Below are 22,646 nucleotides of genomic sequence, written 5' to 3' on the forward strand. Positions count from 1 at the left end.
TGTCCCGCCCACGCGGTCCGCCGGAGTCCCCGGGGCGTACGGTGTCACTCGACAGACCAGGAGCATGGGGCGACACTTGACCCCCTGCCAGCCAGTCCCGGAGAAAGGTGTCCGAGTGCCCCGCCGCAGAATCGGCTTCTGGTACCGCCTCGCGGCGGTCATCGCCAAACCCCCCCTGGTGGTTCTGTTCAAGCGGGACTGGCGCGGTATGGAGCACATTCCGGCCGACGGTGGTTTCATCACCGCCGTCAACCACAACTCCTACCTGGACCCGCTGTCCTACGCGCACTACCAGTACAACACCGGTCGCGTCCCGCGGTTCCTCGCCAAGGCCGGCCTCTTCAAGGGCGGCTTCGTCGCCACCATGCTCCGCAACACGGGCCAGATCCCCGTCTACCGCGAGACGACCAACGCGCTGGACGCCTTCCGCGCCGCCGTCGACGCCATCGAGCGCGGCGAGTGCGTCGCCTTCTACCCCGAGGGCACCCTCACCCGCGACCCCGAGATGTGGCCCATGGCCGGCAAGACCGGCGCCGCCCGCGTCGCGCTGCTCACCAAGGTCCCCGTCATTCCGGTGGCCCAGTGGGGCGCCAACCTCGCGATGCCGCCGTACGCCAAGGAGAACAAGTTCCGGCTGTTCCCCCGCAAGACGCTGATCGTGCAGGCCGGACCGCCCGTCGACCTCTCCCGCTTCGACGGCCTGGAGCCCTCGCCCGAGGTCCTCCGCGAGGCCACCGAGGTCATCATGGCCGCCATCACCGCCCTCCTGGAGGAGGTCCGCGGCGAGAAGGCGCCCGCCGAACCGTACGACCACCGCAAGGCCCGCCTGGAGCAGCGGCGCAAGGCCGCCGGGGAGGGCACCAAGTGACCAAGGCAGCCGTCTTCGGCAACGGATCCTGGGGCACCGCCTTCGCCATGGTGCTCGCCGACGCGGGCTGCGAGGTGAGCCTCTGGGGCCGCCGCGCCGAACTCGCCGAGGCGATCAACACCACCGGCACCAACCCCGACTACCTGCCCGGGGTCGAACTCCCGAAGGGCGTCACGGCCACCGCCGACCCGGCCGAGGCCGCCGCGGACGCCGACTTCACCGTCCTCGTCATCCCCTCGCAGACCCTGCGCGGCAACCTCGCCGCCTGGAAGCCGCTGCTCGCCCGGGACACCGTCCTCGTCTCCCTCATGAAGGGCGTCGAACTCGGCACCGCCAAGCGGATGAGCGAGGTCATCACCGAGGTCGCCGACGTCCCCGCCGACCGCGTCGCCGTCCTCACCGGCCCCAACCTGGCCAAGGAGATCGCCGCCCGGCAGCCCGCCGCGGCCGTCGCCGCCTGCGTGGACGAGACGGTCGCCCAGCGGCTCCAGGCCGCCTGCATGACCCCGTACTTCCGCCCGTACACCAACACCGACGTGGTGGGCTGCGAGCTCGGCGGCGCCGTGAAGAACGTCATCGGCCTCGCCGTCGGCATCGCCAACGGCATGGGCCTCGGCGACAACTCCAAGGCCACGCTCATCACCCGCGGCCTCGCCGAGACCACCCGCCTCGGCCTCGCCATGGGCGCCGACCCGCTCACCTTCTCCGGCCTCGCGGGCCTCGGCGACCTCGTCGCCACCTGCTCCTCGCCGCTCTCCCGGAACAACACCTTCGGCACCAACCTCGGCCGCGGGATGACCCTCCAGGAGACCATCGCGGCCACCAAGCAGACCGCCGAGGGCGTCAAGTCCTGCGAGTCCGTGCTCGATCTGGCCCGCCGCCATGGCGTCGACATGCCCATCACCGAGACCGTGGTCTCGATCGTCCACGACGGCAAGCCGCCGGTCGTCGCCCTCAAGGAACTGATGTCCCGCTCGGCCAAGCCCGAGCGCCGCTGAGCCGTACGCGCGGGGCGGCAGCGGGGCGCTCAGCAGTTCGGGAGTCGCAAGGTACGCTCATCGCGATATGAGCGAGAACACCCAGAGCCCCCGCAAGCCGCGCGTGGCCGTCGTCTTCGGCGGCCGCAGCTCCGAGCACGCCATCTCCGTCGTCACGGCGGGCGCCGTCCTGAGCGCCATCGACCGGGACAAGTACGACGTGCTGCCCATCGGCATCACGACGGACGGGCGCTGGGCGCTCACCGCCGACGCCCCCGAGCGCATGGCCATCGCCGGCCGCGCCCTGCCGAACGTGGCCGACCTGGCCGAGTCCGAGGAGGGCGGTGTCGTCCTCTCCGTCGACCCCGCCAACCGCGAGGTCGTCCTCACCGAGCCCGGCAACGTGCCCAGGGCCCTCGGCGAGGTCGACGTGGTCTTCCCGATGCTCCACGGCCCGTACGGCGAGGACGGCACCCTCCAGGGCCTCCTGGAGCTCTCCGGCGTCCCCTACGTCGGCGCGGGCGTCCTCGCCTCCGCCGTCGGCCAGGACAAGGAGTACATGAAGCGGGTCTTCGTCTCGTTCGGCCTCCCCGTCGGCCCGTACGAGGTCATCCGGCCGCGCGAGTGGGAGCAGAACCCCGCCGCCGCCCGCAAGAAGATCGTCGAGTTCGCCGCCGACCACGGCTGGCCGCTCTTCGTGAAGCCGGCCCGCGGCGGCTCGTCCATGGGCATCACCAAGGTCGACGACCTCTCCGGCCTGGACGAGGCCATCGAGGAGGCCCGCCGCCACGACCCCAAGATCCTCGTCGAGTCGCTGCTGCGCGGCCGCGAGATCGAGTGCGGCGTCCTGGAGTTCGAGGACGGTCCGCGCGCCAGCGTGCCCGCGGAGATCCCGCCGGTCACCGACCACGACTTCTACGACTTCGAGGCCAAGTACATCGACTCGGCCTCCGGCATCGTGCCCGCCCCCATCGGGGACGAGGCCACCGCCGAGGTCCAGCGCCTCGCCGTCGCCGCCTACGAGGCCGTGTCCTGCGAGGGCCTGGTCCGCGCCGACTTCTTCCTCACCGAGGACGGCGAATTCGTCATCAACGAGATCAACACCATGCCGGGCTTCACGCCCATCTCCATGTACCCGCGCATGTGGCAGGAGAGCGGCGTGAGCTACCCCGAGCTCGTCGACCGCCTCATCCAGGCCGCGCTGACCCGCTCGACGGGCCTGCGCTAAGCCGGAACACGGCCGTGCCGCCGCGCCTCTCAGAGGCTCGGCGGCACGGCCTTCCGGACCGGGGCGGCGAGATCGGCGAGCGGCGTGGCGTCATGCGCGTACCGCTCGTCCAGCGTGACCTCGACGTACGTCTTCCGGTACGTCGTGGTGAACCGGGGGCCGCTGCCCTCCGGGCGCTCCAGCATCCAGTTCACGCCGTCGGCCTCGACGGCCTGCGCCCTGGGATCGCTCATCTTTTCGGGCCGGGGGACCCCGCAGCGCAGTACGATCGCACCGTCACCCCAGCCGGCGGTCAACTCGGAGCCGGGCTCCGGGTCACTCCGCTCAAGTCCCGCCACGGATTCGGGCAGCTCCTTCGCCAGGGCCTGGCAGAAGGGCGCCTCCTCCGCCGGCGGGCTCGGGACCACGACGGACGCCGCGGCGTCCGGCGAGGAACACCCGGCGGCGGCCGACAGCAGGACGGCGGCCGCGACGGCGGCGGGCAGGCCGAAGGGCCGGTGGGAAGACGTCACCGGCCAAGCGTAGACGGGGGCTACAGATGAACGACCGGGCAGGTGAGGGTGCGCGTGATGCCGTCCACTTGCTGGACCTTGGCGACCACCATGCGGCCCAGTTCGTCGACGGTGTCCGCCTGCGCGCGCACGATCACGTCGTAAGGACCGGTCACGTCTTCGGCCTGGATGACCCCCGGGATCTTGGAGATGGTGTCGGCGACGGTCGACGCCTTGCCCACCTCGGTCTGGATGAGGATGTACGCCTGAACCACGGAACCTCCAGGGCGACCACGAGGATCTTGTGGGAGAAAGGGACGCCACGGTACCGCGTCGCCGCGGGCCACGGGGAGACCCGCGCGTCCGGAGGCGCTCGGGGTGTGGCGTACGCAGGACAGAAGTTGACGGTCTACTTGACGGTACCCAGCACGGTGACGGCCCGCGACCCGCGGCGCGAGACGACGCGCCCCCGCCCGCCGGCCGGCACGAAGACACGAGGTGAGACGCGGTGAAGGGCACAGTCGGAGAGCTGGGCGAGTTCGGGCTCATCAGAGAGCTCACGTCCCGGCTCACCTCCACCCCGGCGGTACGGATCGGGCCCGGCGACGACGCCGCGGTCGTCTCCGCGCCCGACCGGCGCGTGGTGGCCAGCACGGACATCCTCCTCGAAGGACGTCACTTCCGGCGCGACTGGTCGACGGCGTACGACGTCGGCCGCAAGGCCGCCGCACAGAACCTCGCCGACATCGCCGCCATGGGCGCGGTCCCCACCGCACTCCTCCTCGGCCTCGTCGTCCCCGCCGAACTGCCTGTGACATGGCCCACGGAACTGATGGACGGCCTGCGCGATGAATGTCAGGTCGCGGGCGCCGCGGTGGTCGGCGGCGACGTCGTCCGCGGCGACACGATCATGGTCTCCATCACCGCCCTCGGCGACCTCCGCAACCACGACCCGGTGACCCGGGGCGGCGCGCAGCCCGGCGACGTCGTCGCCTACACCGGCTGGCTCGGCTGGTCCGCCGCCGGATACGCGGTCCTCTCCCGCGGCTTCCGCTCCCCGCGCGCCTTCGTCGAGGCCCACCGCAGGCCCGAGCCGCCCTACCACGCGGGCCCGGCCGCCGCCGGTCTCGGCGCCACCGCCATGTGCGACGTCAGCGACGGCCTCATCGCCGACCTCGGGCACATCGCCGAGGCCAGCAAGGTCCGCATCGACCTGCGCTCCGGCCTCATCGACATCCCCACCCAGATGAACGACATCGGCCAGGCCGTCGGCGTCGACCCCATGCAGTGGGTGCTCACCGGGGGAGAGGACCACGCGATCGTCGCCACCTTCCCGCCGGACGTGAAGCTCCCCGCCCGCTGGAAGGTCATCGGCGAGGTCCTCCACCCCTCGGCCCTGCCGCAGGTCACCGTGGACGGCGCGCCCTGGCACAGCGTGGGCGGCTGGGACCACTTCGGGGAGACCGAGTGAAACCCCCGCTCGTGCTGACCGTCGCCGGATCCGACTCCGGCGGCGGCGCCGGCGTCCAGGCCGACCTGAAGACGATGCTCGCGCTCGGCGTCCACGGCATGAGCGTGCTCACCGCCGTCACCGCCCAGAACTCGCGGGGCGTCCAGGGCGTCTGGGAGCTCCCCGCGGAGGCCGTACGCGCCCAGTACCGGGCGGTCGTCGACGACATCGGCGTCCAGGCCGTGAAGACCGGCATGCTCGCCACGGCCGCGCTCGTGGAGACGGTGGCGGAGCTGCTCGCCGGGACCCCGGGAGTGCCCGTCGTCGTCGACCCGGTCGGCGTCTCCAAGCACGGCGACCCGCTGCTCGCGGAGAGCGCGCTCGACTCCGTCCGTACGAAGCTGCTGCCGGCCGCGACCGTCGCCACCCCGAACCTGGACGAGGTGACGCAGCTCACCGGCGTGCGCGTGGAGGACGAGAGCGACATGCGGCCGGCCGCCGAGGCGGTCCTCTCGTACGGGCCGCGCTGGGTCCTGATCAAGGGCGGCCACCTGCCCACCGGCCGGGAGGCCGTGGACCTGCTCACCGACGGGACCGAGGAGCACTGGCTGCGCGCCCCGCGCCACGACAACCGGCACACCCACGGCACGGGCTGCACGCTCGCCTCGGCGATCGCCTCCGGGCTCGCCAAGGGCCTGACGGTGCCGGAGGCCGTACGGGAGGCGAAGGAGTACGTGACGGGGGCGATCGCCGCCGGATTCGCCCTGGGCTCGGGCATCGGACCGGTCGACCACGGCTGGCGGACGCGCTAGATCCCGGGGGCGGGCCGACCGCTTCCTGGGGCGGGCCGTTTGTCTCCGGGCATGGCAAAAGGCCGGTTCACCGAGGTGAACCGGCCTTTCAAGGCAACCGCAGGGGCTGCGCTACGACAGAACGTCGCGACTAGCGCGAGACCTTGCCGGCCTTGATGCACGAGGTGCAGACGTTGAGCCGCTTCGGCGTCCGACCGACCACGGCACGCACGCGCTGGATGTTCGGGTTCCAGCGACGGGACGTACGGCGGTGCGAGTGCGAAATGTTGTTGCCGAAGCCCGGCCCCTTGCCGCAGACGTCGCAGTTGGCAGCCACGGGTCACTCCAAAGACTTCAGAATTACAGTGAAATCCGGCGCACCGGAATCAGGAGTCTGAAGTGGCTTGCCGGGGAACGGCCCGGTTTGAACCGGGCAACCGAAGCAGCATACAACGCCTGCTTCCGTGGAACGAAACTACCATGGTCTCCGCGGACCTCGCCCCGGGCCCCGGTCACAGGGGGTCCCCCCTGCTCGAGCGAAGCCGAGAGCTTGGGGGAGGCCGATCCCCGGTCTACCCTGCGGTGATCACCGCCGAAGGAGGACCCCCCGTTGTCGCGAGCCCTTCAGCCCGACGAGGAGCTCGTCGAGCTCGACGCCGAAGCGGTCCGGAGCTGGTGCGCAGGGGCCCTGGAGGCCCTCGGACGGGAGCGCGAGGCGATCGACGCGATCAACGTCTACCCGGTCGCGGACGGGGACACCGGCACCAACCTGTACCTGACGGCCGAGGCCGCCCACGAGGCCGTCGAGGCCGTCTTCGCCGCCTCCGCGCCCGACACCGCCGAGACCGTACGGGCCATGGCCCACGGCGCCCTGCTCGGCGCCCGGGGCAACTCCGGCACCATCCTCGCCCAGCTCCTGCGCGGCATGGCCGCCGTCCTCGCCGAAGGACGTGACGGTGATCACCTCGCCCGCGCCCTCGCCGAGGCCGCCGCCGCCGCGCGGCAGGCCGTCGCCCACCCCGTGGAGGGCACCGTCCTCACCGTGGCCTCGGCGGCCGCCGAGGGCTGCGCGGGCGGCGGGACGCTCGCCGACGTGGCCGCACGGGCCCACGACGGGGCCAGGAAGGCCCTGGCGGCCACCCCCGGCCAACTGGACGTGCTCGGCCGCGCCGGAGTCGTGGACGCCGGCGGACGGGGCCTGGTGACCGTCCTCGGAGCACTCCTCCGGACGGTGACGGGCCGGGCGCCGGACCGCGCGGGAGACGCGAGCGCGACGGACCGCACCGGGGACGTGAGCGACCGGGGTCCGGACCGCGCGGCGACCGCACGCGGCGGACCCGACCAGGTCCCGGCCGGCCCGGGCGGGGTACGGCTCCTCGGCGACCCCCGCGCCGTCCCCGCCGCCCCCGACCAACCCTGCGACGGCGAGGCCGGGCCCGCCTACGAGGTGATCTACCTCCTGGAGGCCGAGGACGCGGCCGTGGAACTGCTGCGGGCCCGCCTCGACGCCCTCGGCGACTCCCTCGTCGTCGTCGGCGGCGACGGCCTGTGGAACGTCCACGTCCACGTCGACGACGCGGGCGCCGCCGTCGAGGCGGGCGTCGAGGCCGGCCGGCCCCACCGCATCCGCATCACCCACTTCGCCGCCGACGCGGCGGCCGCCACCGGGCCCGGGGAACGCGCCCAGCGCGCGGTCGTCGCCGTCGTCCCCGGCGAGGGCCTCGCCGGACTCTGCGCCGAGGCCGGCGCGACCACGGTCCGCAGCAGGCCCGGCGAACCGCCCGCCGGCGAGGAACTCGTCGAGGCGATCCGACGGGCGCACGCGCGCGAGGTGGTCCTCCTGCCCAACGACACCGACCTGCGCCAGACCGCGGCCGCCGCCGCCGAACGCGCCAGGGCCGAAGGCATCCGCGTCGCGCTCATCCCGACCCGGGCCGCCGTCCAGGGCATCGCCGCCCTCGCCGTCCATGAACCCGACCGGCGCTTCGACGAGGACGTCGTCGCCATGACCGCCGCCGCCGGAGCCACCCGCTACGCCGAACTCGCCGTCGCCGAACGCCAGTCGTTCACCTCCGCCGGCGTCTGCCAGGCCGGCGACATCCTCGGCCTCATCGAGGGCGACGTCGCCGTCATCGGCAAGGACCTCACCGAGACCGCCCGCACCGTCCTGGACCGGATGCTCTCGGCGGGCGGCGAACTCGTCACCCTCGTCGTCGCCGACGACACCCCGCCCGAGCTCGCCCCCGACCTGGAACGGCACGTCCGGCGCGGCTACCTGGCCGTCGACACCACCACGTACCACGCGGGCGCGGGGGCCCCGCCGCTGCTCATCGGGGTGGAATAGGCGCCGTTCCCGGCGGTTGTCCACAGGCTTCGGCGCGACTGTCGGTCCCGTGGTCTTCAATGGGAGACGTGCCCGCGCTCGACGAACCACTCAAGAAGTCCCTCGGCCCCGCCACCGCCAAGGTCATGGCCGAGGCGCTCGACCTGCACACGGTCGGGGACCTGCTCCACCACTACCCCCGCCGGTACGCCGAGCGCGGGGAGCTCACCACGCTCTCCGACCTGCCGCTCGACGAGCACGTCACGGTGGTCGCACAGGTCGCGGACGCCCGGGTGCACACCTTCAACGGCTCCAAGGGCCGCGGCCAGCGCCTCGAAGTGACCATCACCGACGGCAGCGGCCGGGTGCAGCTGGTCTTCTTCGGCAAGGGCGTGCACAAGCCGCACAAGGACCTGCTGCCCGGCACCCGCGCGATGTTCGCCGGCAAGGTCTCGCTCTTCAACCGGCGCCTCCAGCTCGCCCACCCGTCCTACGAGTTGCTCCGCGGCGAGAGCGACGAGGCCGTCGACACCTGGGCGGCCGCCCTCATCCCGATCTACCCGGCCACCGCCAAGCTGGAGTCCTGGAAGATCGCCAAGGCCGTCGACGCCGTCCTGCCCAGCGCCGGAGACGCCGTCGACCCGCTGCCGCCCGCCCTGCGCGAGGGCCGGGGCCTCAGCGAGCTGCCCGACGCCCTGCGGATGATCCACCGCCCCCGTACCAAGGCGGACATCGCCGACGCCCGCGAGCGGCTCAAGTGGGACGAGGCCTTCGTCCTCCAGGTCGCCCTCGCCCGCCGCCGGCACGCCGACACCCAACTGCCCGCCGTCGCCCGGAAACCGGCCCCCGACGGCCTCCTCGACGCCTTCGACGCCAAGCTGCCCTTCACCCTCACCGAGGGCCAGCAGAAGGTCTCGAAGGAGATCTTCGACGACCTGGCCACCGAGCACCCGATGCACCGCCTCCTCCAGGGAGAGGTGGGCAGCGGCAAGACGATGGTGGCGCTGCGCGCCATGCTCGCCGTCGTCGACTCCGGCGGCCAGGCCGCCATGCTCGCCCCCACCGAGGTCCTCGCCCAGCAGCACCACCGCTCCGTCACCGAGATGATGGGCGAGCTCGCCGAGGGAGGGATGCTCGGCGGCGCCGAGCGGGCCACCAAGGTCGTCCTGCTCACCGGCTCCATGGGCGCCGCCGCCCGCCGCCAGGCCCTGCTCGACCTCGTCACCGGCGAGGCGGGCATCGTCATCGGCACGCACGCGCTGATCGAGGACAAGGTCCGGTTCCACGACCTCGGCCTGGTCGTCGTCGACGAGCAGCACCGCTTCGGAGTCGAGCAGCGCGACGCCCTCAGGGGCAAGGGGAAGCAGCCGCCGCACCTCCTCGTCATGACCGCCACCCCCATCCCGCGCACGGTCGCCATGACCGTCTTCGGCGACCTGGAGACCTCCGTCCTCGACCAGCTGCCCGCCGGCCGCTCGCCGATCGCCAGCCATGTCGTGCCCGCCGCCGACAAGCCGCACTTCCTCGCGCGCGCCTGGGAGCGGGTCCGCGAGGAGGTCGGGAAGGGACACCAGGCGTACGTCGTCTGCCCCCGCATCGGCGACGAGGAGGACCAGAAGAAGAAGGCCAAGGCCTCCCCGGAGGACGAGGCCGAGAAGCGCCCGCCGCTCGCCGTCCTCGACGTCGCCGAGAAGCTCGGCGCCGGCCCTCTCGCGGGCCTGCGGATCGCCGTCCTGCACGGCCGTATGCACCCCGACGACAAGGACGACGTCATGCGCCGCTTCGCCGCAGGCGAGCTCGACGTCCTCGTCGCCACCACCGTCATCGAGGTCGGTGTCAACGTGCCCAACGCCACCGCCATGGTGATCATGGACGCCGACCGCTTCGGCGTCTCCCAGCTCCACCAGCTCCGCGGCCGCGTCGGCCGGGGCTCCGCCCCGGGCCTCTGCCTCCTCGTCAGCGAGATGCCCGAGGCCAGCCCCGCCCGGCAGCGGCTGAACGCCGTCGCCACCACCCTCGACGGCTTCGAGCTCTCCCGCATCGACCTCGAACAGCGGCGTGAGGGCGACGTCCTCGGCCAGGCCCAGTCCGGCGTCCGCTCCTCGCTGCGGGTGCTCGCCGTCATCGACGACGAGGAGGTCATCGCCGCCGCCCGCGAGGAGGCCACCGCCCTCGTCCTCGCCGACCCCGACCTCACCGCCCACCCGGGCCTGCGCACCGCGCTCGACGCCCTCCTCAGCGAGGAGCGGGAGGAGTACCTGGAGAAGGGCTGAGCACGAGGCCCCGGCGGCGCCATAAGCTATTGCATACGCAATGGTTTATGGAGAACGAGGACACCGATGACCCGCGTGATCGCCGGTACCGCCGGCGGACGGCGCCTGGCCGTGCCCCCCGGCAACGGCACCCGCCCCACCTCCGACCGGGCACGGGAAGGCCTCTTCTCCACCTGGGAGGCGTTCCACGGCCTGGAAGGGGCCCGGGTCGCCGACCTGTACGCGGGCTCCGGCGCCGTCGGCCTGGAGGCGCTCTCCCGCGGCGCCGTCCACGCCCTCCTCGTCGAGGCCGACCCCCGCGCCGCGAAGACGATCCGGGACAACGTCCGCTCGATCGGCCTGCCCGGCGCCGAACTCCGCACCGGCAAGGCCGAGCAGATCGTGACCGGACCGGCCCCGGCCGAACCGTACGACCTCGTCTTCCTCGACCCGCCCTACGCGGTCACGGACGCCGATCTTCGCGAGATTCTCCTCACACTGCGCTCGGGGGACTGGCTGAGCGAGGATGCCCTCGTCACGGTGGAGCGCAGCACCCGAGGCGGGGAGTTCGGCTGGCCGGCCGGATTCGAGGCCCTGCGGTCCCGTCGCTACGGCGAGGGAACGTTTTGGTACGGTCGCGCCGCCTCTACGTGCGAAGACGCACGATGACCGGACCGGAGAGCGAGGGACCCAAGTTGCGCCGCGCCGTCTGTCCGGGGTCATTCGACCCCATCACCAACGGACACCTCGACATCATCGCCCGCGCCTCCAAGCTGTACGACGTCGTACACGTCGCGGTGATGATCAATCAGTCGAAGAAGGGCCTCTTCACGGTCGACGAGCGGATCGACCTGATCCGCGAGGTCACCGCCGACTTCGGCAACGTCGAGGTGGAGTCCTTCCACGGACTGCTCGTCGACTTCTGCAAGCAGCGCGACATCCCCGCGATCGTCAAGGGCCTGCGCGCGGTCAGCGACTTCGACTACGAGCTGCAGATGGCCCAGATGAACATCGGCCTCTCGGGCGTGGAGACCCTGTTCGTCCCCACCAACCCGACGTACAGCTTCCTCTCCTCCTCGCTGGTCAAGGAGGTCGCGGCCTGGGGCGGCGACGTCTCGCACCTGGTCCCGCCGACGGTCCTGCCCCGGCTGACCGAGCGGCTCGCACAGAAGTAGCCACGGAAGTGACGCGCGGCCACCGCCGCTGACGCTCCGTCACCTGGTGTCGGACGGGCACCGACTGCCCTTACAGTCGTCCCGTCCGTCTCCATCCAGCTGTAGAGAGTGGCGAGCACCAGGTGGACGTGCAGAAGAAGCTCGACGAGATCGTCGCGACCGTGCAGGGCGCCCGCTCCATGCCCATGTCGGCATCCTGCGTGGTCAATCGCGCCGAGCTGCTCTCCCTGCTGGAAGAGGTGCGGGAGGCCCTGCCCGGCTCCCTCGCCCAGGCCCAGGAGCTGATCGGCGGCCGCGAGCAGATGGTCGAGCAGGCCCGCCAGGAGGCCGAGCGGATCATCGAGGCCGCCCACGCCGAGCGGGGCTCGATCGTCTCCGACACGCAGGTCGCCCGCGAGTCGCAGGAGGAGGCCGACCGGATCCTCTCCGAGGCCCGTCGCGAGGCCGAGGAGGTACGGGCCGAGGCCGACGACTACGTCGACTCCAAGCTCGCCAACTTCGAGGTCGTCCTCAACAAGACCATCGGCTCCGTCGACCGCGGGCGCGAGAAGCTCCTCGGCCGCGGCCCGGGCCTCGACCAGGACGGCTACGCCGACGCGGACGCCCCCGAGTACAGCGCCGACCCGCAGACCCTGATCCGGCGGGCCGACGAGTACGTGGACGCCAAGCTGGGCGCCTTCGAGGCCGTCCTCAGTAAGACCCTGGAGGCCGTCGGACGCGGCCGGCAGAAGCTGCACGGCCGGATCGCCACGGACGCCCTCGGCGAGCACATGGCCGCGCAGGACGGCCTCGGCGGCGCGGTGCACACCAGCGACGCGGACTACCTGGCCGGCCTCGCGGAGCTGGCCACCCCCGAACCCGCGCCGGCCGCGCAGATCCCCGCGCAGCAGCCCGACCCGTACGGCTACCCGCAGCAGCCCCAGCAGGACCCCTCGTACGGCTACCAGCAGCAGGACGCCTACGCCTACCAGCAGCAGGACCCCTACGCGTACCAGGGCCAGTACGGCTACGAGCAGCAGCAGTACGACCCCCAGGGCCAGGGGCAGGTCCACGCCCAGCCCCACCAGCCGCAGCAGGCCGCCGCGCTCGACGAGACCAGCTTCTTCGACACGAGCATGATCGACCTGGAGCAGCTGCGCCGGTACGAACAGGGACAGTAAGGGGCACGGGGCCCGGATTGGGCCCTGGGCGAAGCGTCCAGTATCCTGGCTCTTCGGTCGCGCTATGTCCGCGATCCTTGCTGCCCACGTCTGGCAGCCTCCTCTACGCCGCAGAACGATCCGAAAGCAGGAAGACCCCTGAGTACGCGCCTCGACCACCGCAACCCCCTCGTGTTCGACACGCACGAGCTGGGGCGGCGTCCTGGTGCCCTCCAGCGGATCTCGCGTTCGGTCGAGGCTCCTGCGGAGCTCGGCGTCGAAGGAGTCATCGGAGTGCCCCAGGGCTCCCCGGTGGACATCGATCTCCGTCTTGAGTCGGTCATGGAAGGGGTGCTTGTCACAGGCACCGCCCGTGCATCGGCCGAGGGGGAGTGCGTAAGGTGTCTGGAGCCCGTCGCGCTTGAGCTCGACGTGGACTTCCAGGAGATGTTCTCGTACCCCGACTCCGACGACCGGGGCCGCTCCAAGGCGGCCGCGGACGACGAAGCCGAGGACGACGAGGACATGATCCCCCTCGAGGACGGCATGTTCGACCTCGAACCCTTGCTGCGTGATGCGGTGGTGCTCGCACTGCCGATGCAGCCGGTGTGCCGGGAGGACTGTGCGGGTCTGTGTTCCGAGTGCGGGACCAACCTGAACGAGAACCCGGACCACCACCATGACGCCGTCGACATCCGTTGGGCGGCACTGCAGGGACTCGCCGGTTCGCTGGGAACCGATGAGAAGGACAACATGAGCGGCAAAGCCTCTGACGGGGACGTCCGAAGCGCCGCCGAGAAGCAGGAGAAGTAGCCGTGGCTGTTCCGAAGCGGAAGATGTCGCGCAGCAACACGCGCCACCGCCGGTCGCAGTGGAAGGCTGCGGTCCCCACCCTGGTTTCGTGTGAGCGTTGCCAGGAGCCGAAGCTGCAGCACATCGCGTGCCCGAGCTGCGGCACCTACAACAAGCGCCAGGTCCTCTCGGTCTGAGTGGCTGGTGAGAGGCACGATGTCTGAGAACATCAGCGCAGCCTCGTCCCACACGCTTCTGGAAGGGCGGCTCGGGTATCAGCTCGAGTCCGCCCTTCTGGTGCGTGCGCTGACCCACCGCTCGTACGCGTACGAGAACGGCGGTCTGCCCACCAACGAGCGCCTCGAGTTCCTCGGGGACTCCGTGCTCGGCCTGGTGGTCACGGACACGCTGTACCGCACCCACCCCGACCTGCCGGAAGGCCAGCTGGCCAAACTGCGGGCCGCGGTGGTCAACTCGCGTGCGCTGGCGGAGGTCGGCCGCGGCCTCGAACTCGGCTCCTTCATCCGGCTCGGCCGGGGCGAAGAGGGCACGGGCGGCCGGGACAAGGCGTCCATCCTCGCCGACACCCTTGAAGCGGTGATCGGCGCGGTCTATCTCGACCAGGGCCTCGACGCGGCGTCCGAGCTGGTGCACCGGCTCTTCGACCCGCTGATCGAGAAGTCCTCGAACCTCGGTGCCGGACTGGACTGGAAGACCAGCCTCCAGGAGCTCACCGCGGCCGAGGGTCTTGGCGTCCCGGAGTACCTCGTCTCCGAAGAGGGTCCGGACCACGAGAAGACCTTTACTGCTGCCGCCCGCGTCGGTGGTGTCTCGTACGGCACCGGCACCGGCCGCAGCAAGAAGGAAGCGGAACAGCAGGCGGCGGAGTCCGCGTGGCGCGCGATCCGCGCGGCCGCGGACGAGCGCGCGGCGGCGGCGAAGGCCGCGGCCGACGCCGGCACGGGAGAGGTCGCCGACCCCTCTCCGACCGCCGACCGGGCCTCGGCCTGACGACCGGCGAGCCGTCCCGGAGAGACGGGGCCACACCGGCCACCGACTGACGGCGCCCCCGCACTCCTTCAGCGGAGACCTCCCGCCCGCCCCCGCCAGGGGCGGGCGGAGCCGTTTCCGGGGGAGCGGGGCGAGCCTTCCCCGCGCGAAGGACGGGCCGTCCCGGGCGACAGGGAAGGAAGGGGGGCCTTCCCCGGGGGTAGGTCGGTGGGCTTTCCCGGGGGTAGGTAGGTGGGCTTTTCCGGGCGGTAGGTGGGCGGGCTTCCCCGGGCGGTAGGCTGGTTCGGCCTGTTCGGCGGACCAGGGCCGGAGCGTCCTGGGACCACCACCCGTACCCCTCCGGAGGAGTCCCGTGCCCGAGCTGCCCGAGGTCGAGGTCGTACGGCGCGGTCTGGAGCGCTGGGTCGCCGGACGCACCGTGACCGAGGTCGAGGTGCTGCACCCCAGGGCCGTACGGCGCCATCCGGCGGGCGGCGAGGACTTCGCGGCCCGGCTGAAGGGGCAGCGCTTCGAGGGCGCGCGCCGGCGCGGCAAGTACCTGTGGCTGCCCCTGGCGGAGACCGGCACCTCCGTCCTGGGCCACCTCGGCATGAGCGGTCAGCTGCTCGTGCAGCCGGAGGGAGCCCCGGACGAGAAGCACCTCCGCATCCGCGTCCGCTTCGACGACTCCGCCGGCACGGAGCTCCGTTTCGTCGACCAGCGCACCTTCGGTGGCCTCTCGCTCCACGACCAGACCCCCGACGGGCTCCCGGACGTCATCGCGCACATCGCCCGCGACCCGCTGGACCCGGCGTTCGACGACGCCGCCTTCCAGAGCGCGCTGCGGCTGCGCCGTACCACCGTCAAGCGGGCGCTGCTCGACCAGTCGCTGATCAGCGGCGTCGGGAACATCTACGCCGACGAGGCGCTCTGGCGGTCGAAGCTGCACTACGACCGGCCGACGGCCACCCTGACCCGGCCGCGCTCGGCCGAGCTGCTCGGCCATGTCCGGGACGTGATGAACGCGGCGCTCGACGCCGGCGGCACGAGCTTCGACAGCCTGTACGTGAACGTCAACGGCGAGTCCGGCTACTTCGACCGCTCCCTCGACGCGTACGGACGAGAGGACGAGCCCTGCCGCCGCTGCGGTACGCCGATGCGGCGGCGGGCGTGGATGAACCGGTCCAGCTACTTCTGCCCGCGCTGCCAGCGCCCGCCGCGCGTCACGCCGTAGGGGTCGCGGCGCGCTCCGTGTCGTAACTCTCGCGCGAGGCCAGCACCTGGTCCATCCGGCCCTCGACGAGCTGGATGAGTCCGAGGAGCCGCTCGGCGATCTCGCGGCCGAGCGGGGTGAGCCGGTAGTCGACCCGCGGCGGGTTCGTGGGCTGCGCCTCGCGGTGGACGAGGCCGTCGCGCTCCAGGGCGTGCAGGGTCTGCGACAGCATCTTCTCGCTCACGCCGTCGACCCGGCGCCGCAGCTCGTTGAAGCGGAACGTCCCTTCGTGCAGGGCGCTCAGGGTCAGGCTGCCCCAGCGGCCCGTCACGTGCTCCAGCGTGCCGCGCGAGGGACAGGCGCGCGCGAACACGTCGTAGGCGAGGTCGTCAGTCATGCCTCCACGTTACTCCCGCACAGCGCTTACCGCCATGAGGGCGCTACCCATCTGCTTGCGCTTTCCAAAAGTTAGTGCTCTACTTCTGGTCATCACCCCGAACGCCTCTTCGAGGAGCCTTTTGTGACCACCCCCGTCGTCTCCATCGCCTACCACTCCGGCTACGGCCACACCACGGTCATCGCCGAGGCCGTCCGTGCCGGCGCCGCCGACGCGGGCGCCACCGTCCACCTGATCAAGGTCGACGAGATCACCGACGCCGAGTGGGAGCTGCTCGACGCCTCCGACGCGATCGTCTTCGGCTCCCCGACCTACATGGGCACCGCCTCCGGCGCCTTCCATCAGTTCGCCGAGGCCACCTCGAAGCGCTGGTTCACCGACGCCTGGCTGGACAAGCTCGCCGCCGGCTTCACCAACTCCGGCTCCAAGAGCGGCGACAAGGGGCACACCCTCCAGTACTTCCAGACCCTCGCCGGCCAGCACGGCATGAACTGGATCAACCTCGGCCTGAAGCCCGGCTGGAACACCAGCGAGGCCTCCGAGAACGACCTCAACCGCCTCGGCTTCTTCTCCGGCGCCGGCGCCCAGACCCACAACGACCTCGGCCCGGAGGGCGTCCACAAGGCCGACATCGCCACCGCCGAGCACCTCGGCCGCCGCGTCGCCCTGACGGCCCGCACCTTCGCGGCCGGCAAGGCCGCCGCCTGACCTCCACGCACACGAAAGGGCCCCGTCACCTCAGGGTGACGGGGCCCTTTCCGGGTCGGTGGCTCAGTAGCCGAAGTCCTGCGTCCACCAGGGGCCGCCGTCGCCGAAGACGACGCCCACGCCCAGGGTGGTGAAGTCGCAGTTCAGGATGTTGGCGCGGTGGCCGTCGCTGTTCATCCAGGACGCCATCACCGCCGCCGCGTCCACCTGGCCGCGGGCGATGTTCTCGCCGCCCATGCCGGTGACGCCCGCCTGCTCCGCCCGGGCCCACGGGGTGTCGCCGTCCGGGTCCGTGTGGTCGAAGAAGCCGCGCGCCGCCATGTCCGCGCTGAACGCGCCGGCCAGCGCCGAGAGCTTCGCGTCCATGCGGACCGGGGTGCAGCCCACCTTGGCGCGTTCGGCGTTGACCAGGCGCACGACCTCGGCCTCGGCGGCGTCGCCCCGGTCGGCGGTGGAGGTGACCGTGGTCGTCCGGGTCGGTGCGGGCGTCGTCGGGTCCGGCTTCGGCGCGGGCGCCTTCGTCGTGGGGACGGCCGCGATCTTCGTCGGCACCGGCTTCGCCGTGGGCGTCTTCGACTTCGTCGGGGTCGGCTTCGGCTTCGGCGTCGCCTTCGGGCTCGGCTTCCTGGACGGCGTCGCCGAGGGGGAGGGGGCGGTGCGGGCCTTGTCGCCGCTCGCCTCCGTGCCCGTGCCGGTCGGAGTCCGGGTGGCCCCGCCCTGCGTCGTCAGCTCCGGGGCCTGCCGGGACTGGACCTGGCGCTCGCTCGTGCCGGCGCTGCCGACGGTGAACGTGTCGCCGCCGGGAAGCAGGCCCGAGGCGACGGCGACGGCGCCGACCGCGACCGCCGCGGAGGCGCCGAGCAGGCCGTTGCGCACCGGCCGACGGCGGCGGGCACCCCGGTTCGGGCGGCCCGCACCGGCCGCGTAGTCTTCTGCGGCGGGTGCGGCGCCGGAGCGACGGTGGCGTCCCATCTGCTCTGCCTTCCTCTGCTGGTCTTCGCGGTGCTTCGCCGGTTCTTTGCCGGGCTTTGCTGATCTTTGCTGTCGGTACCGTTCCGGATCGACAGTCGAACGGCACGCCCTCGAACGGGTGAGGCGTGTTCGGTCGGGACTGTACGCCATGAGAAGCAGGGGCGATGTGCTCATCTGGCAATCCGCCCGTTAGCGTGCAGCCATGAGCGACGACGTACGGATGACCGCCTGGGTGCGCGGCCGGGTGCAGGGAGTTGGCTTCCGCTGGTTCACCAGGGCAAACGCCTTGGAGATCGGCGGCCTGGTGGGCTTCGCCCTGAACCTCGACGACGGCAGGGTGCAGGTCGTGGCCGAGGGGCCGCGTGAGAATTGCCACCGTCTGCTCGACTGGCTCCAGTCCGCCGACACACCCGGACGTGTGGACGGCGTGACTGAGATCTGGGACACCCCGCGCGGCGGCTACGACAGCTTCGCCATCCGCTGACGATCACGCTCCGGAACCCCGCCCGGTGACCCAGAGCGGCACCGGGCGGACGCGCGGTAACAGGGGCGTGACCAGCGAACCGCCTGATGGTTGCCAAGTCGCGCCGGTCGTGCAAGGCTGCCCGGTAAGGATGATCGCGACGCCCCCGAGGCACCGAGTTCGAAGGCCCCGCCGCCCGCTGAGCGGCCGTGGACTCCTCGGTAGCCCTTCAAACGGGGCGTGATCGTGTTGACCGTCAAACTTTTTGGTGAGACGCTGGAATCCCCGCGCACCTTAGCTGTTTGGCAGTGGAACCGGCACGACAAGCAGTACTGCCGAGCACCGCGGGTGCGAATCCCTCACGACCCACACCGCTTCGGTCGGTCACTCATTGTGGAGGACCATCCATCATGGCAAAGGCGCTTCTCGGTTACGTCGGCGGCTCCGACCCGCGACTCCTCGCCGAGATGCGACGGCTCCAGCAGCGCGTCCAGGACCTCGAATCCGAGCTGGTACGGATCCAGTCCGAGAACGACACGCTCGCCGCTGCCGCCGCTCAGCACAAGGGAGAGTCGCTGCTGAACAGCATCGACCTCGACGTACCCCAGGCAGAGCCTGCGCTCACCTGACAACCCAGCCCCCAGGGGCCAGGTGGAAAGCATTCTCGTCGGCGCAGCCGGACACCCACACAGCTGATCGTGCGGAACGACGCACGTGCACGACAGCTGGACATGCAAGGGGCGCCTCGGCGTCCCTTCTTTCTTTCACCCGCTGTTTCCCCCGCGTACCACCCCTCCTCATCCGAGGATCTGCCCCACGCGATCGCGGGCGAAACGCACGCGCCCCGGTAGAGTCCCCGGGGTGCACCTCAAGGCCCTGACGCTCCGCGGATTCAAGTCGTTCGCCTCGGCCACCACGCTGCGGTTCGAGCCGGGAATCACCTGTGTCGTGGGCCCCAACGGTTCGGGCAAGTCCAACGTGGTGGACGCCCTGTCCTGGGTCATGGGCGAGCAGGGCGCCAAGTCGCTGCGCGGCGGCAAGATGGAGGACGTCATCTTCGCCGGCACGACCGGGCGCCCTCCGCTCGGCCGCGCCGAGGTCTCGCTGACCATCGACAACTCCGACGGCGCGCTGCCCATCGACTACGCCGAGGTCACCCTCACCCGGATCATGTTCCGCGGCGGCAGCAGCGAGTACCAGATCAACGGCGACACCTGCCGGCTGCTCGACTTCCAGGACCTGCTCTCCGACTCCGGCATCGGCCGCGAGATGCACGTCATCGTCGGACAGGGGCAGCTCGACTCCGTGCTGCACGCCGACCCGATGGGCCGCCGCGCCTTCATCGAGGAGGCCGCCGGCGTCCTCAAGCACCGCAAGCGGAAAGAGAAGGCGCTGCGGAAGCTGGACGCGATGCAGGCCAACCTCGCGCGCGTGCAGGACCTCACCGACGAGCTCCGCCGTCAGCTCAAGCCGCTGGGCCGGCAGGCCGCCGTCGCCCGCCGCGCCGTCGTCATCCAGGCAGACCTGCGCGACGCCCGGCTCCGCCTCCTCGCCGACGACCTCGTCCGCCTCCAGCAGGCGCTGACCGCCGAGGTCGCCGACGAGGCGGCCCTGCTCGCCCGCAAGGAGGCCACCGAGGCCGAGCTGCGCGCCGCCCTCGCCACGGAGGCCGAGCTCGAAGCGGAGGCCCGCACCCTGGTGCCCCGCCTGGAACGCGCGCAGCAGAACTGGTACGCCCTCTCCCAGCTCGCCGAACGCGTCCGCGGCACCATCTCCCTGGCCGACGCGCGCGTGAAGAGCGCCACCACCGCACCCGCCGAGGAGCGCCGCGGCCGCGACCCGGAGGACCTGGAGCGGGAGGCCGCCCGCGTCCGCGAGCAGGAGGCCGAGCTCGAAGCCGCCCTGGAGGCCGCCGAGCGCGCCCTGGAGGACACCGTCGCCCACCGCGCGGAGCTGGAGCGGAGCCTCGCGGCCGAGGAGCGCCGCCTCAAGGACCTCGCCCGCGCCGGCGCCGACCGCCGCGAGGGCCTCGCCCGGCTCCACGGCCAGGTCAACGCCGCCCGCTCGCGCGCCGCCTCCGCCCAGGCCGAGATCGACCGGCTCGCCGCCGCCCGCGACGAGGCCGCGGAGCGCGCGGCAGCCGCCCAGGAGGAGTACGAACAGCTCAGGGCCGAGGTCGACGGCCTCGACGCGGAGGACACCGAGCACGGCGAGCGGTACGAGGCCGCCCGCCGCGAACTCGCGGACGCCGAGGCCGCGCTGAGCGCCGCCCGCGAGGCCGCCGCCACCGCCGAACGCCGCCGCGCCGCCACCCGTGCCCGGCACGACACCCTCGCCCTCGGGCTCCGCCGCAAGGACGGCACGGGCGCCCTGCTCTCCGCCGGGCTCACCGGACTCCTCGGCCCGGCGGCCGAACTCCTCACCGTCACCCCGGGATACGAGATCCCCGTCGCCGCCGCCCTCGGCGCGGCCGCCGACGCGCTCGCCGCCGAAGGTCCCTCCGCCGCCGCCGAGGCCCTGCGCCTGCTGCGCAAGCAGGACGCGGGCCGGGCCACCCTGATCCTGGCCGGAGCCCCCGAGCCGCGGCCCGCGGTGCCGGCCGACGGACACCCGTACGCCGCCGACCTGGTCCACGGGCCCGACGAACTCCTGGCCGCCGTCCGCCGGTTGCTCGCGGGGACGGTGGTCGTCGGCGACCTGGACGAAGCCGCCGAACTGGTCAGGACCCGGCCCGAGCTGACCGCCGTCACCGCCGAAGGGGACCTGCTCGGGGCGCACTTCGCGCAAGGAGGCTCGGCCGGCGCGCCCAGCCTCCTCGAAGTCCAGGCCTCGGTCGCCGAAGCGGCCGCCGAGCTCGACGAACTGGCCGTACGGTGCGAGGAGTTCGCCGCCGCACAGGCCCAGGCAACCGAGCGGCGGCGCCACGCGGGGGCGCTCGTCGAGGAGCTCGACGCCCGCCGCCGCGCCGGTGAGCGCGAGCGGTCCGCCGTCGCCCAGAAGCTCGGACGGCTCGCCGGGCAGGCCAGGGGAGCGGCCGGGGAGGCCGAGCGGACCGCGGCGGCCGCCGCCCGCGCCCAGGAGGCCCTGGAGAAGGCCACCGCGGAAGCCGAGGAACTCGCCGAACGGCTCCTCGTGGCGGAGGAGATGCCGGCCGAGGACGAGCCCGACACCTCGGTGCGCGACCGGCTCGCGATCGACGGCTCCAACGCGCGCCAGACCGAGATGGAGGCGCGGCTCCAGGTCCGTACCCACGAGGAGCGGGTCAAGGCTCTCGCCGGACGCGCCGACTCGCTCGACCGGGCCGCCCGCGCCGAACGGGAGGCACGCGCGCGTGCCGAGCAGCGCCGGGCCCGGCTGCGCCACGAGGAGCGCGTCGCCGGCGCGGTCGCCGCCGGTGCCCGCGCCCTGCTCGCCCATGTCGAGGTGTCCCTGGTCCGCGCCGAGCGGGAACGGGTGGTGGCCGAGGCGGCGAGGGCCGACCGGGAGCAGGGCCTGACGGCCGCCCGGGCCCGGGGCCGGGACCTCAAGGCCGAGCTCGACAAGCTGACCGACTCGGTGCACCGGGGCGAGGTGCTCGGCGCCGAGAAGCGGCTGCGGATCGAGCAGCTGGAGGCGAAGGCCCTGGAGGAGTTCGGCGTGGAGGCGACCGCGCTGGTCGCCGAGTACGGCCCGGACCAGCCCGTGCCTCCGTCGCCGGCCGCGGAGGGGGATCCGGAGGAGGCGTCCGACGCCCGCCCGCGGCCGTTCGTCCGTTCGGAGCAGGAGAAGCGGCTGAAGGCCGCCGAACGGGCGTACCACCAGCTCGGCAAGGTCAACCCGCTGGCCCTGGAGGAGTTCGCGGCCCTGGAGGAGCGGCACCGCTTCCTCTCGGAGCAGCTGGAGGACCTGAAGAAGACCCGTACGGACCTGCTTCAGGTCGTGAAGGAGGTCGACCTGCGCGTCGAGCAGGTCTTCACCGAGGCGTACCGGGACACCGCGCGCGAGTTCGAGGGCGTCTTCTCGCGGCTCTTCCCGGGCGGCGAGGGCCGTCTGGTCCTCACCGACCCGGAGAACATGCTCACCACCGGCGTCGAGGTGGAGGCCCGCCCGCCGGGCAAGAAGGTCAAGCGCCTCTCGCTGCTGTCGGGAGGGGAGCGCTCGCTGACCGCCGTGGCGCTGCTCGTCTCGATCTTCAAGGCCAGGCCCAGCCCGTTCTACGTGATGGACGAGGTCGAGGCGGCGCTCGACGACACCAACCTCCAGCGGCTGATCCGGATCATGCGGGAGCTCCAGGAGTCCTCGCAGCTGATCGTGATCACGCACCAGAAGCGGACGATGGAGGTCGCGGACGCGCTGTACGGCGTGTCCATGCAGGGCGACGGCGTCTCCAAGGTGATCAGCCAGCGACTCCGCTGAGGCTCGGAGAGCACCGCTCGTT

General features: G+C 72.2%; 23 protein-coding genes. 18 read left to right on the forward strand and 5 right to left on the reverse strand.

What is annotated here, in order from left to right; all coding sequences use genetic code 11:
- The first annotated feature begins 115 nt into the window (after nt 1–115).
- The 3 genes from AB5J54_RS28355 (at nt 116) to AB5J54_RS28365 (ending at nt 3,073) form a co-directional block, all read left to right on the forward strand.
- Entirely contained in the window at nt 116–868 is a 753-nt protein-coding gene (locus tag AB5J54_RS28355; protein ID WP_369146740.1) for a lysophospholipid acyltransferase family protein, read from the forward strand.
- Entirely contained in the window at nt 865–1,866 is a 1,002-nt protein-coding gene (locus AB5J54_RS28360) for an NAD(P)H-dependent glycerol-3-phosphate dehydrogenase (RefSeq protein WP_369146741.1), read from the forward strand. Before AB5J54_RS28355 ends, AB5J54_RS28360 begins: the two co-directional genes overlap by 4 nt.
- A gap of 67 nt (nt 1,867–1,933) precedes the next feature.
- Nucleotides 1,934–3,073 carry a D-alanine--D-alanine ligase family protein gene (locus tag AB5J54_RS28365; protein ID WP_369146743.1) on the forward strand — a complete coding sequence of 380 codons (1,140 nt, stop codon included), beginning with the start codon at nt 1,934–1,936 and terminating at the stop codon, nt 3,071–3,073.
- Nucleotides 3,074–3,102: 29 nt separating this feature from the next.
- On the opposite strand, the gene AB5J54_RS28370 is transcribed toward AB5J54_RS28365, so the two are convergent.
- Nucleotides 3,103–3,585, reverse strand: coding sequence for a DUF3515 domain-containing protein (locus AB5J54_RS28370; RefSeq protein ID WP_369146745.1), 483 nt, complete (start codon nt 3,583–3,585; stop codon nt 3,103–3,105).
- A 20-nt stretch (nt 3,586–3,605) separates the two neighbouring features.
- On the reverse strand, nt 3,606–3,839 hold the full coding sequence (locus AB5J54_RS28375; protein WP_017947604.1) for an Lrp/AsnC family transcriptional regulator: 234 nt from the start codon (nt 3,837–3,839) through the stop codon (nt 3,606–3,608).
- A gap of 233 nt (nt 3,840–4,072) precedes the next feature.
- Here AB5J54_RS28375 and AB5J54_RS28380 point away from each other — a divergent pair, with 233 nt between their 5' ends.
- Both AB5J54_RS28380 and thiD read left to right on the forward strand, forming a co-directional pair.
- Complete coding sequence (locus AB5J54_RS28380; RefSeq protein ID WP_116158650.1) at nt 4,073–5,035, forward strand: thiamine-phosphate kinase; 963 nt, start codon at nt 4,073–4,075, stop codon at nt 5,033–5,035.
- Complete coding sequence (gene thiD / locus AB5J54_RS28385; protein WP_369146747.1) at nt 5,032–5,826, forward strand: bifunctional hydroxymethylpyrimidine kinase/phosphomethylpyrimidine kinase; 795 nt, start codon at nt 5,032–5,034, stop codon at nt 5,824–5,826. The genes AB5J54_RS28380 and thiD overlap by 4 nt, the downstream gene beginning before the upstream one ends.
- Nucleotides 5,827–5,956: 130 nt before the next feature.
- Here the strand turns inward: thiD and rpmB are convergent, their stop codons facing one another.
- Nucleotides 5,957–6,142, reverse strand: a complete 186-nt coding sequence (rpmB, locus tag AB5J54_RS28390) for a 50S ribosomal protein L28 (protein ID WP_003957616.1) — start codon at nt 6,140–6,142, stop codon at nt 5,957–5,959.
- A gap of 273 nt (nt 6,143–6,415) precedes the next feature.
- Here rpmB and AB5J54_RS28395 point away from each other — a divergent pair, with 273 nt between their 5' ends.
- The 9 genes from AB5J54_RS28395 to mutM all read left to right on the forward strand — a co-directional run bounded on the left by AB5J54_RS28395 (nt 6,416) and on the right by mutM (nt 15,710).
- Nucleotides 6,416–8,149 carry a DAK2 domain-containing protein gene (locus AB5J54_RS28395; protein ID WP_369146748.1) on the forward strand — a complete coding sequence of 578 codons (1,734 nt, stop codon included), beginning with the start codon at nt 6,416–6,418 and terminating at the stop codon, nt 8,147–8,149.
- 59 nt (nt 8,150–8,208) lie between these two features.
- The gene (gene recG, locus AB5J54_RS28400) at nt 8,209–10,401 is read left to right on the forward strand and encodes an ATP-dependent DNA helicase RecG (RefSeq protein WP_369146749.1); all 2,193 of its coding nucleotides are present in this window, start codon (nt 8,209–8,211) and stop codon (nt 10,399–10,401) included.
- A gap of 66 nt (nt 10,402–10,467) precedes the next feature.
- The gene (gene rsmD, locus AB5J54_RS28405) at nt 10,468–11,049 is read left to right on the forward strand and encodes a 16S rRNA (guanine(966)-N(2))-methyltransferase RsmD (protein ID WP_369146750.1); all 582 of its coding nucleotides are present in this window, start codon (nt 10,468–10,470) and stop codon (nt 11,047–11,049) included.
- A 26-nt stretch (nt 11,050–11,075) separates the two neighbouring features.
- Entirely contained in the window at nt 11,076–11,555 is a 480-nt protein-coding gene (coaD, locus tag AB5J54_RS28410; protein ID WP_369149479.1) for a pantetheine-phosphate adenylyltransferase, read from the forward strand.
- Nucleotides 11,556–11,677: 122 nt separating this feature from the next.
- Entirely contained in the window at nt 11,678–12,715 is a 1,038-nt protein-coding gene (locus AB5J54_RS28415; RefSeq protein ID WP_369146751.1) for an ATP synthase F0 subunit B, read from the forward strand.
- A gap of 138 nt (nt 12,716–12,853) precedes the next feature.
- Nucleotides 12,854–13,507: a DUF177 domain-containing protein gene (locus AB5J54_RS28420; protein WP_369149481.1), complete on the forward strand. Its 654-nt coding sequence runs from the start codon at nt 12,854–12,856 to the stop codon at nt 13,505–13,507.
- 2 nt (nt 13,508–13,509) lie between these two features.
- The gene (gene rpmF, locus AB5J54_RS28425) at nt 13,510–13,683 is read left to right on the forward strand and encodes a 50S ribosomal protein L32 (protein ID WP_015036448.1); all 174 of its coding nucleotides are present in this window, start codon (nt 13,510–13,512) and stop codon (nt 13,681–13,683) included.
- 19 nt (nt 13,684–13,702) lie between these two features.
- A complete protein-coding gene (gene rnc, locus AB5J54_RS28430) occupies nt 13,703–14,497 on the forward strand; it encodes a ribonuclease III (RefSeq protein ID WP_351189757.1) in 795 nt (264 codons plus the stop codon).
- 352 nt (nt 14,498–14,849) lie between these two features.
- Entirely contained in the window at nt 14,850–15,710 is an 861-nt protein-coding gene (gene mutM / locus AB5J54_RS28435; protein ID WP_369146752.1) for a bifunctional DNA-formamidopyrimidine glycosylase/DNA-(apurinic or apyrimidinic site) lyase, read from the forward strand.
- On the opposite strand, the gene AB5J54_RS28440 is transcribed toward mutM, so the two are convergent.
- Nucleotides 15,700–16,086 (reverse strand): winged helix-turn-helix transcriptional regulator, encoded by a 387-nt coding sequence (locus tag AB5J54_RS28440; protein WP_369146753.1) that lies wholly within the window; start codon nt 16,084–16,086, stop codon nt 15,700–15,702. The genes mutM and AB5J54_RS28440 overlap by 11 nt on opposite strands.
- A gap of 123 nt (nt 16,087–16,209) precedes the next feature.
- On the opposite strand from AB5J54_RS28440, the gene AB5J54_RS28445 reads away from it, so the two are divergent.
- A complete protein-coding gene (locus tag AB5J54_RS28445; protein WP_369146754.1) occupies nt 16,210–16,794 on the forward strand; it encodes a flavodoxin family protein in 585 nt (194 codons plus the stop codon).
- A gap of 63 nt (nt 16,795–16,857) precedes the next feature.
- On the opposite strand, the gene AB5J54_RS28450 is transcribed toward AB5J54_RS28445, so the two are convergent.
- A complete protein-coding gene (locus AB5J54_RS28450; RefSeq protein ID WP_369146755.1) occupies nt 16,858–17,766 on the reverse strand; it encodes a CAP domain-containing protein in 909 nt (302 codons plus the stop codon).
- A 202-nt stretch (nt 17,767–17,968) separates the two neighbouring features.
- Here AB5J54_RS28450 and AB5J54_RS28455 point away from each other — a divergent pair, with 202 nt between their 5' ends.
- The 3 genes from AB5J54_RS28455 (at nt 17,969) to smc (ending at nt 22,624) form a co-directional block, all read left to right on the forward strand.
- Nucleotides 17,969–18,250 carry an acylphosphatase gene (locus AB5J54_RS28455; protein ID WP_369146756.1) on the forward strand — a complete coding sequence of 94 codons (282 nt, stop codon included), beginning with the start codon at nt 17,969–17,971 and terminating at the stop codon, nt 18,248–18,250.
- A gap of 389 nt (nt 18,251–18,639) precedes the next feature.
- Nucleotides 18,640–18,858 carry a hypothetical protein gene (locus tag AB5J54_RS28460; RefSeq protein WP_369146757.1) on the forward strand — a complete coding sequence of 73 codons (219 nt, stop codon included), beginning with the start codon at nt 18,640–18,642 and terminating at the stop codon, nt 18,856–18,858.
- A gap of 232 nt (nt 18,859–19,090) precedes the next feature.
- A complete protein-coding gene (smc, locus tag AB5J54_RS28465; RefSeq protein WP_369146758.1) occupies nt 19,091–22,624 on the forward strand; it encodes a chromosome segregation protein SMC in 3,534 nt (1,177 codons plus the stop codon).
- Nucleotides 22,625–22,646 lie beyond the last annotated feature (22 nt).

Origin of the sequence: Streptomyces sp. R44, from assembly GCF_041053105.1 — a bacterium.
Taxonomy (GTDB): domain Bacteria; phylum Actinomycetota; class Actinomycetes; order Streptomycetales; family Streptomycetaceae; genus Streptomyces.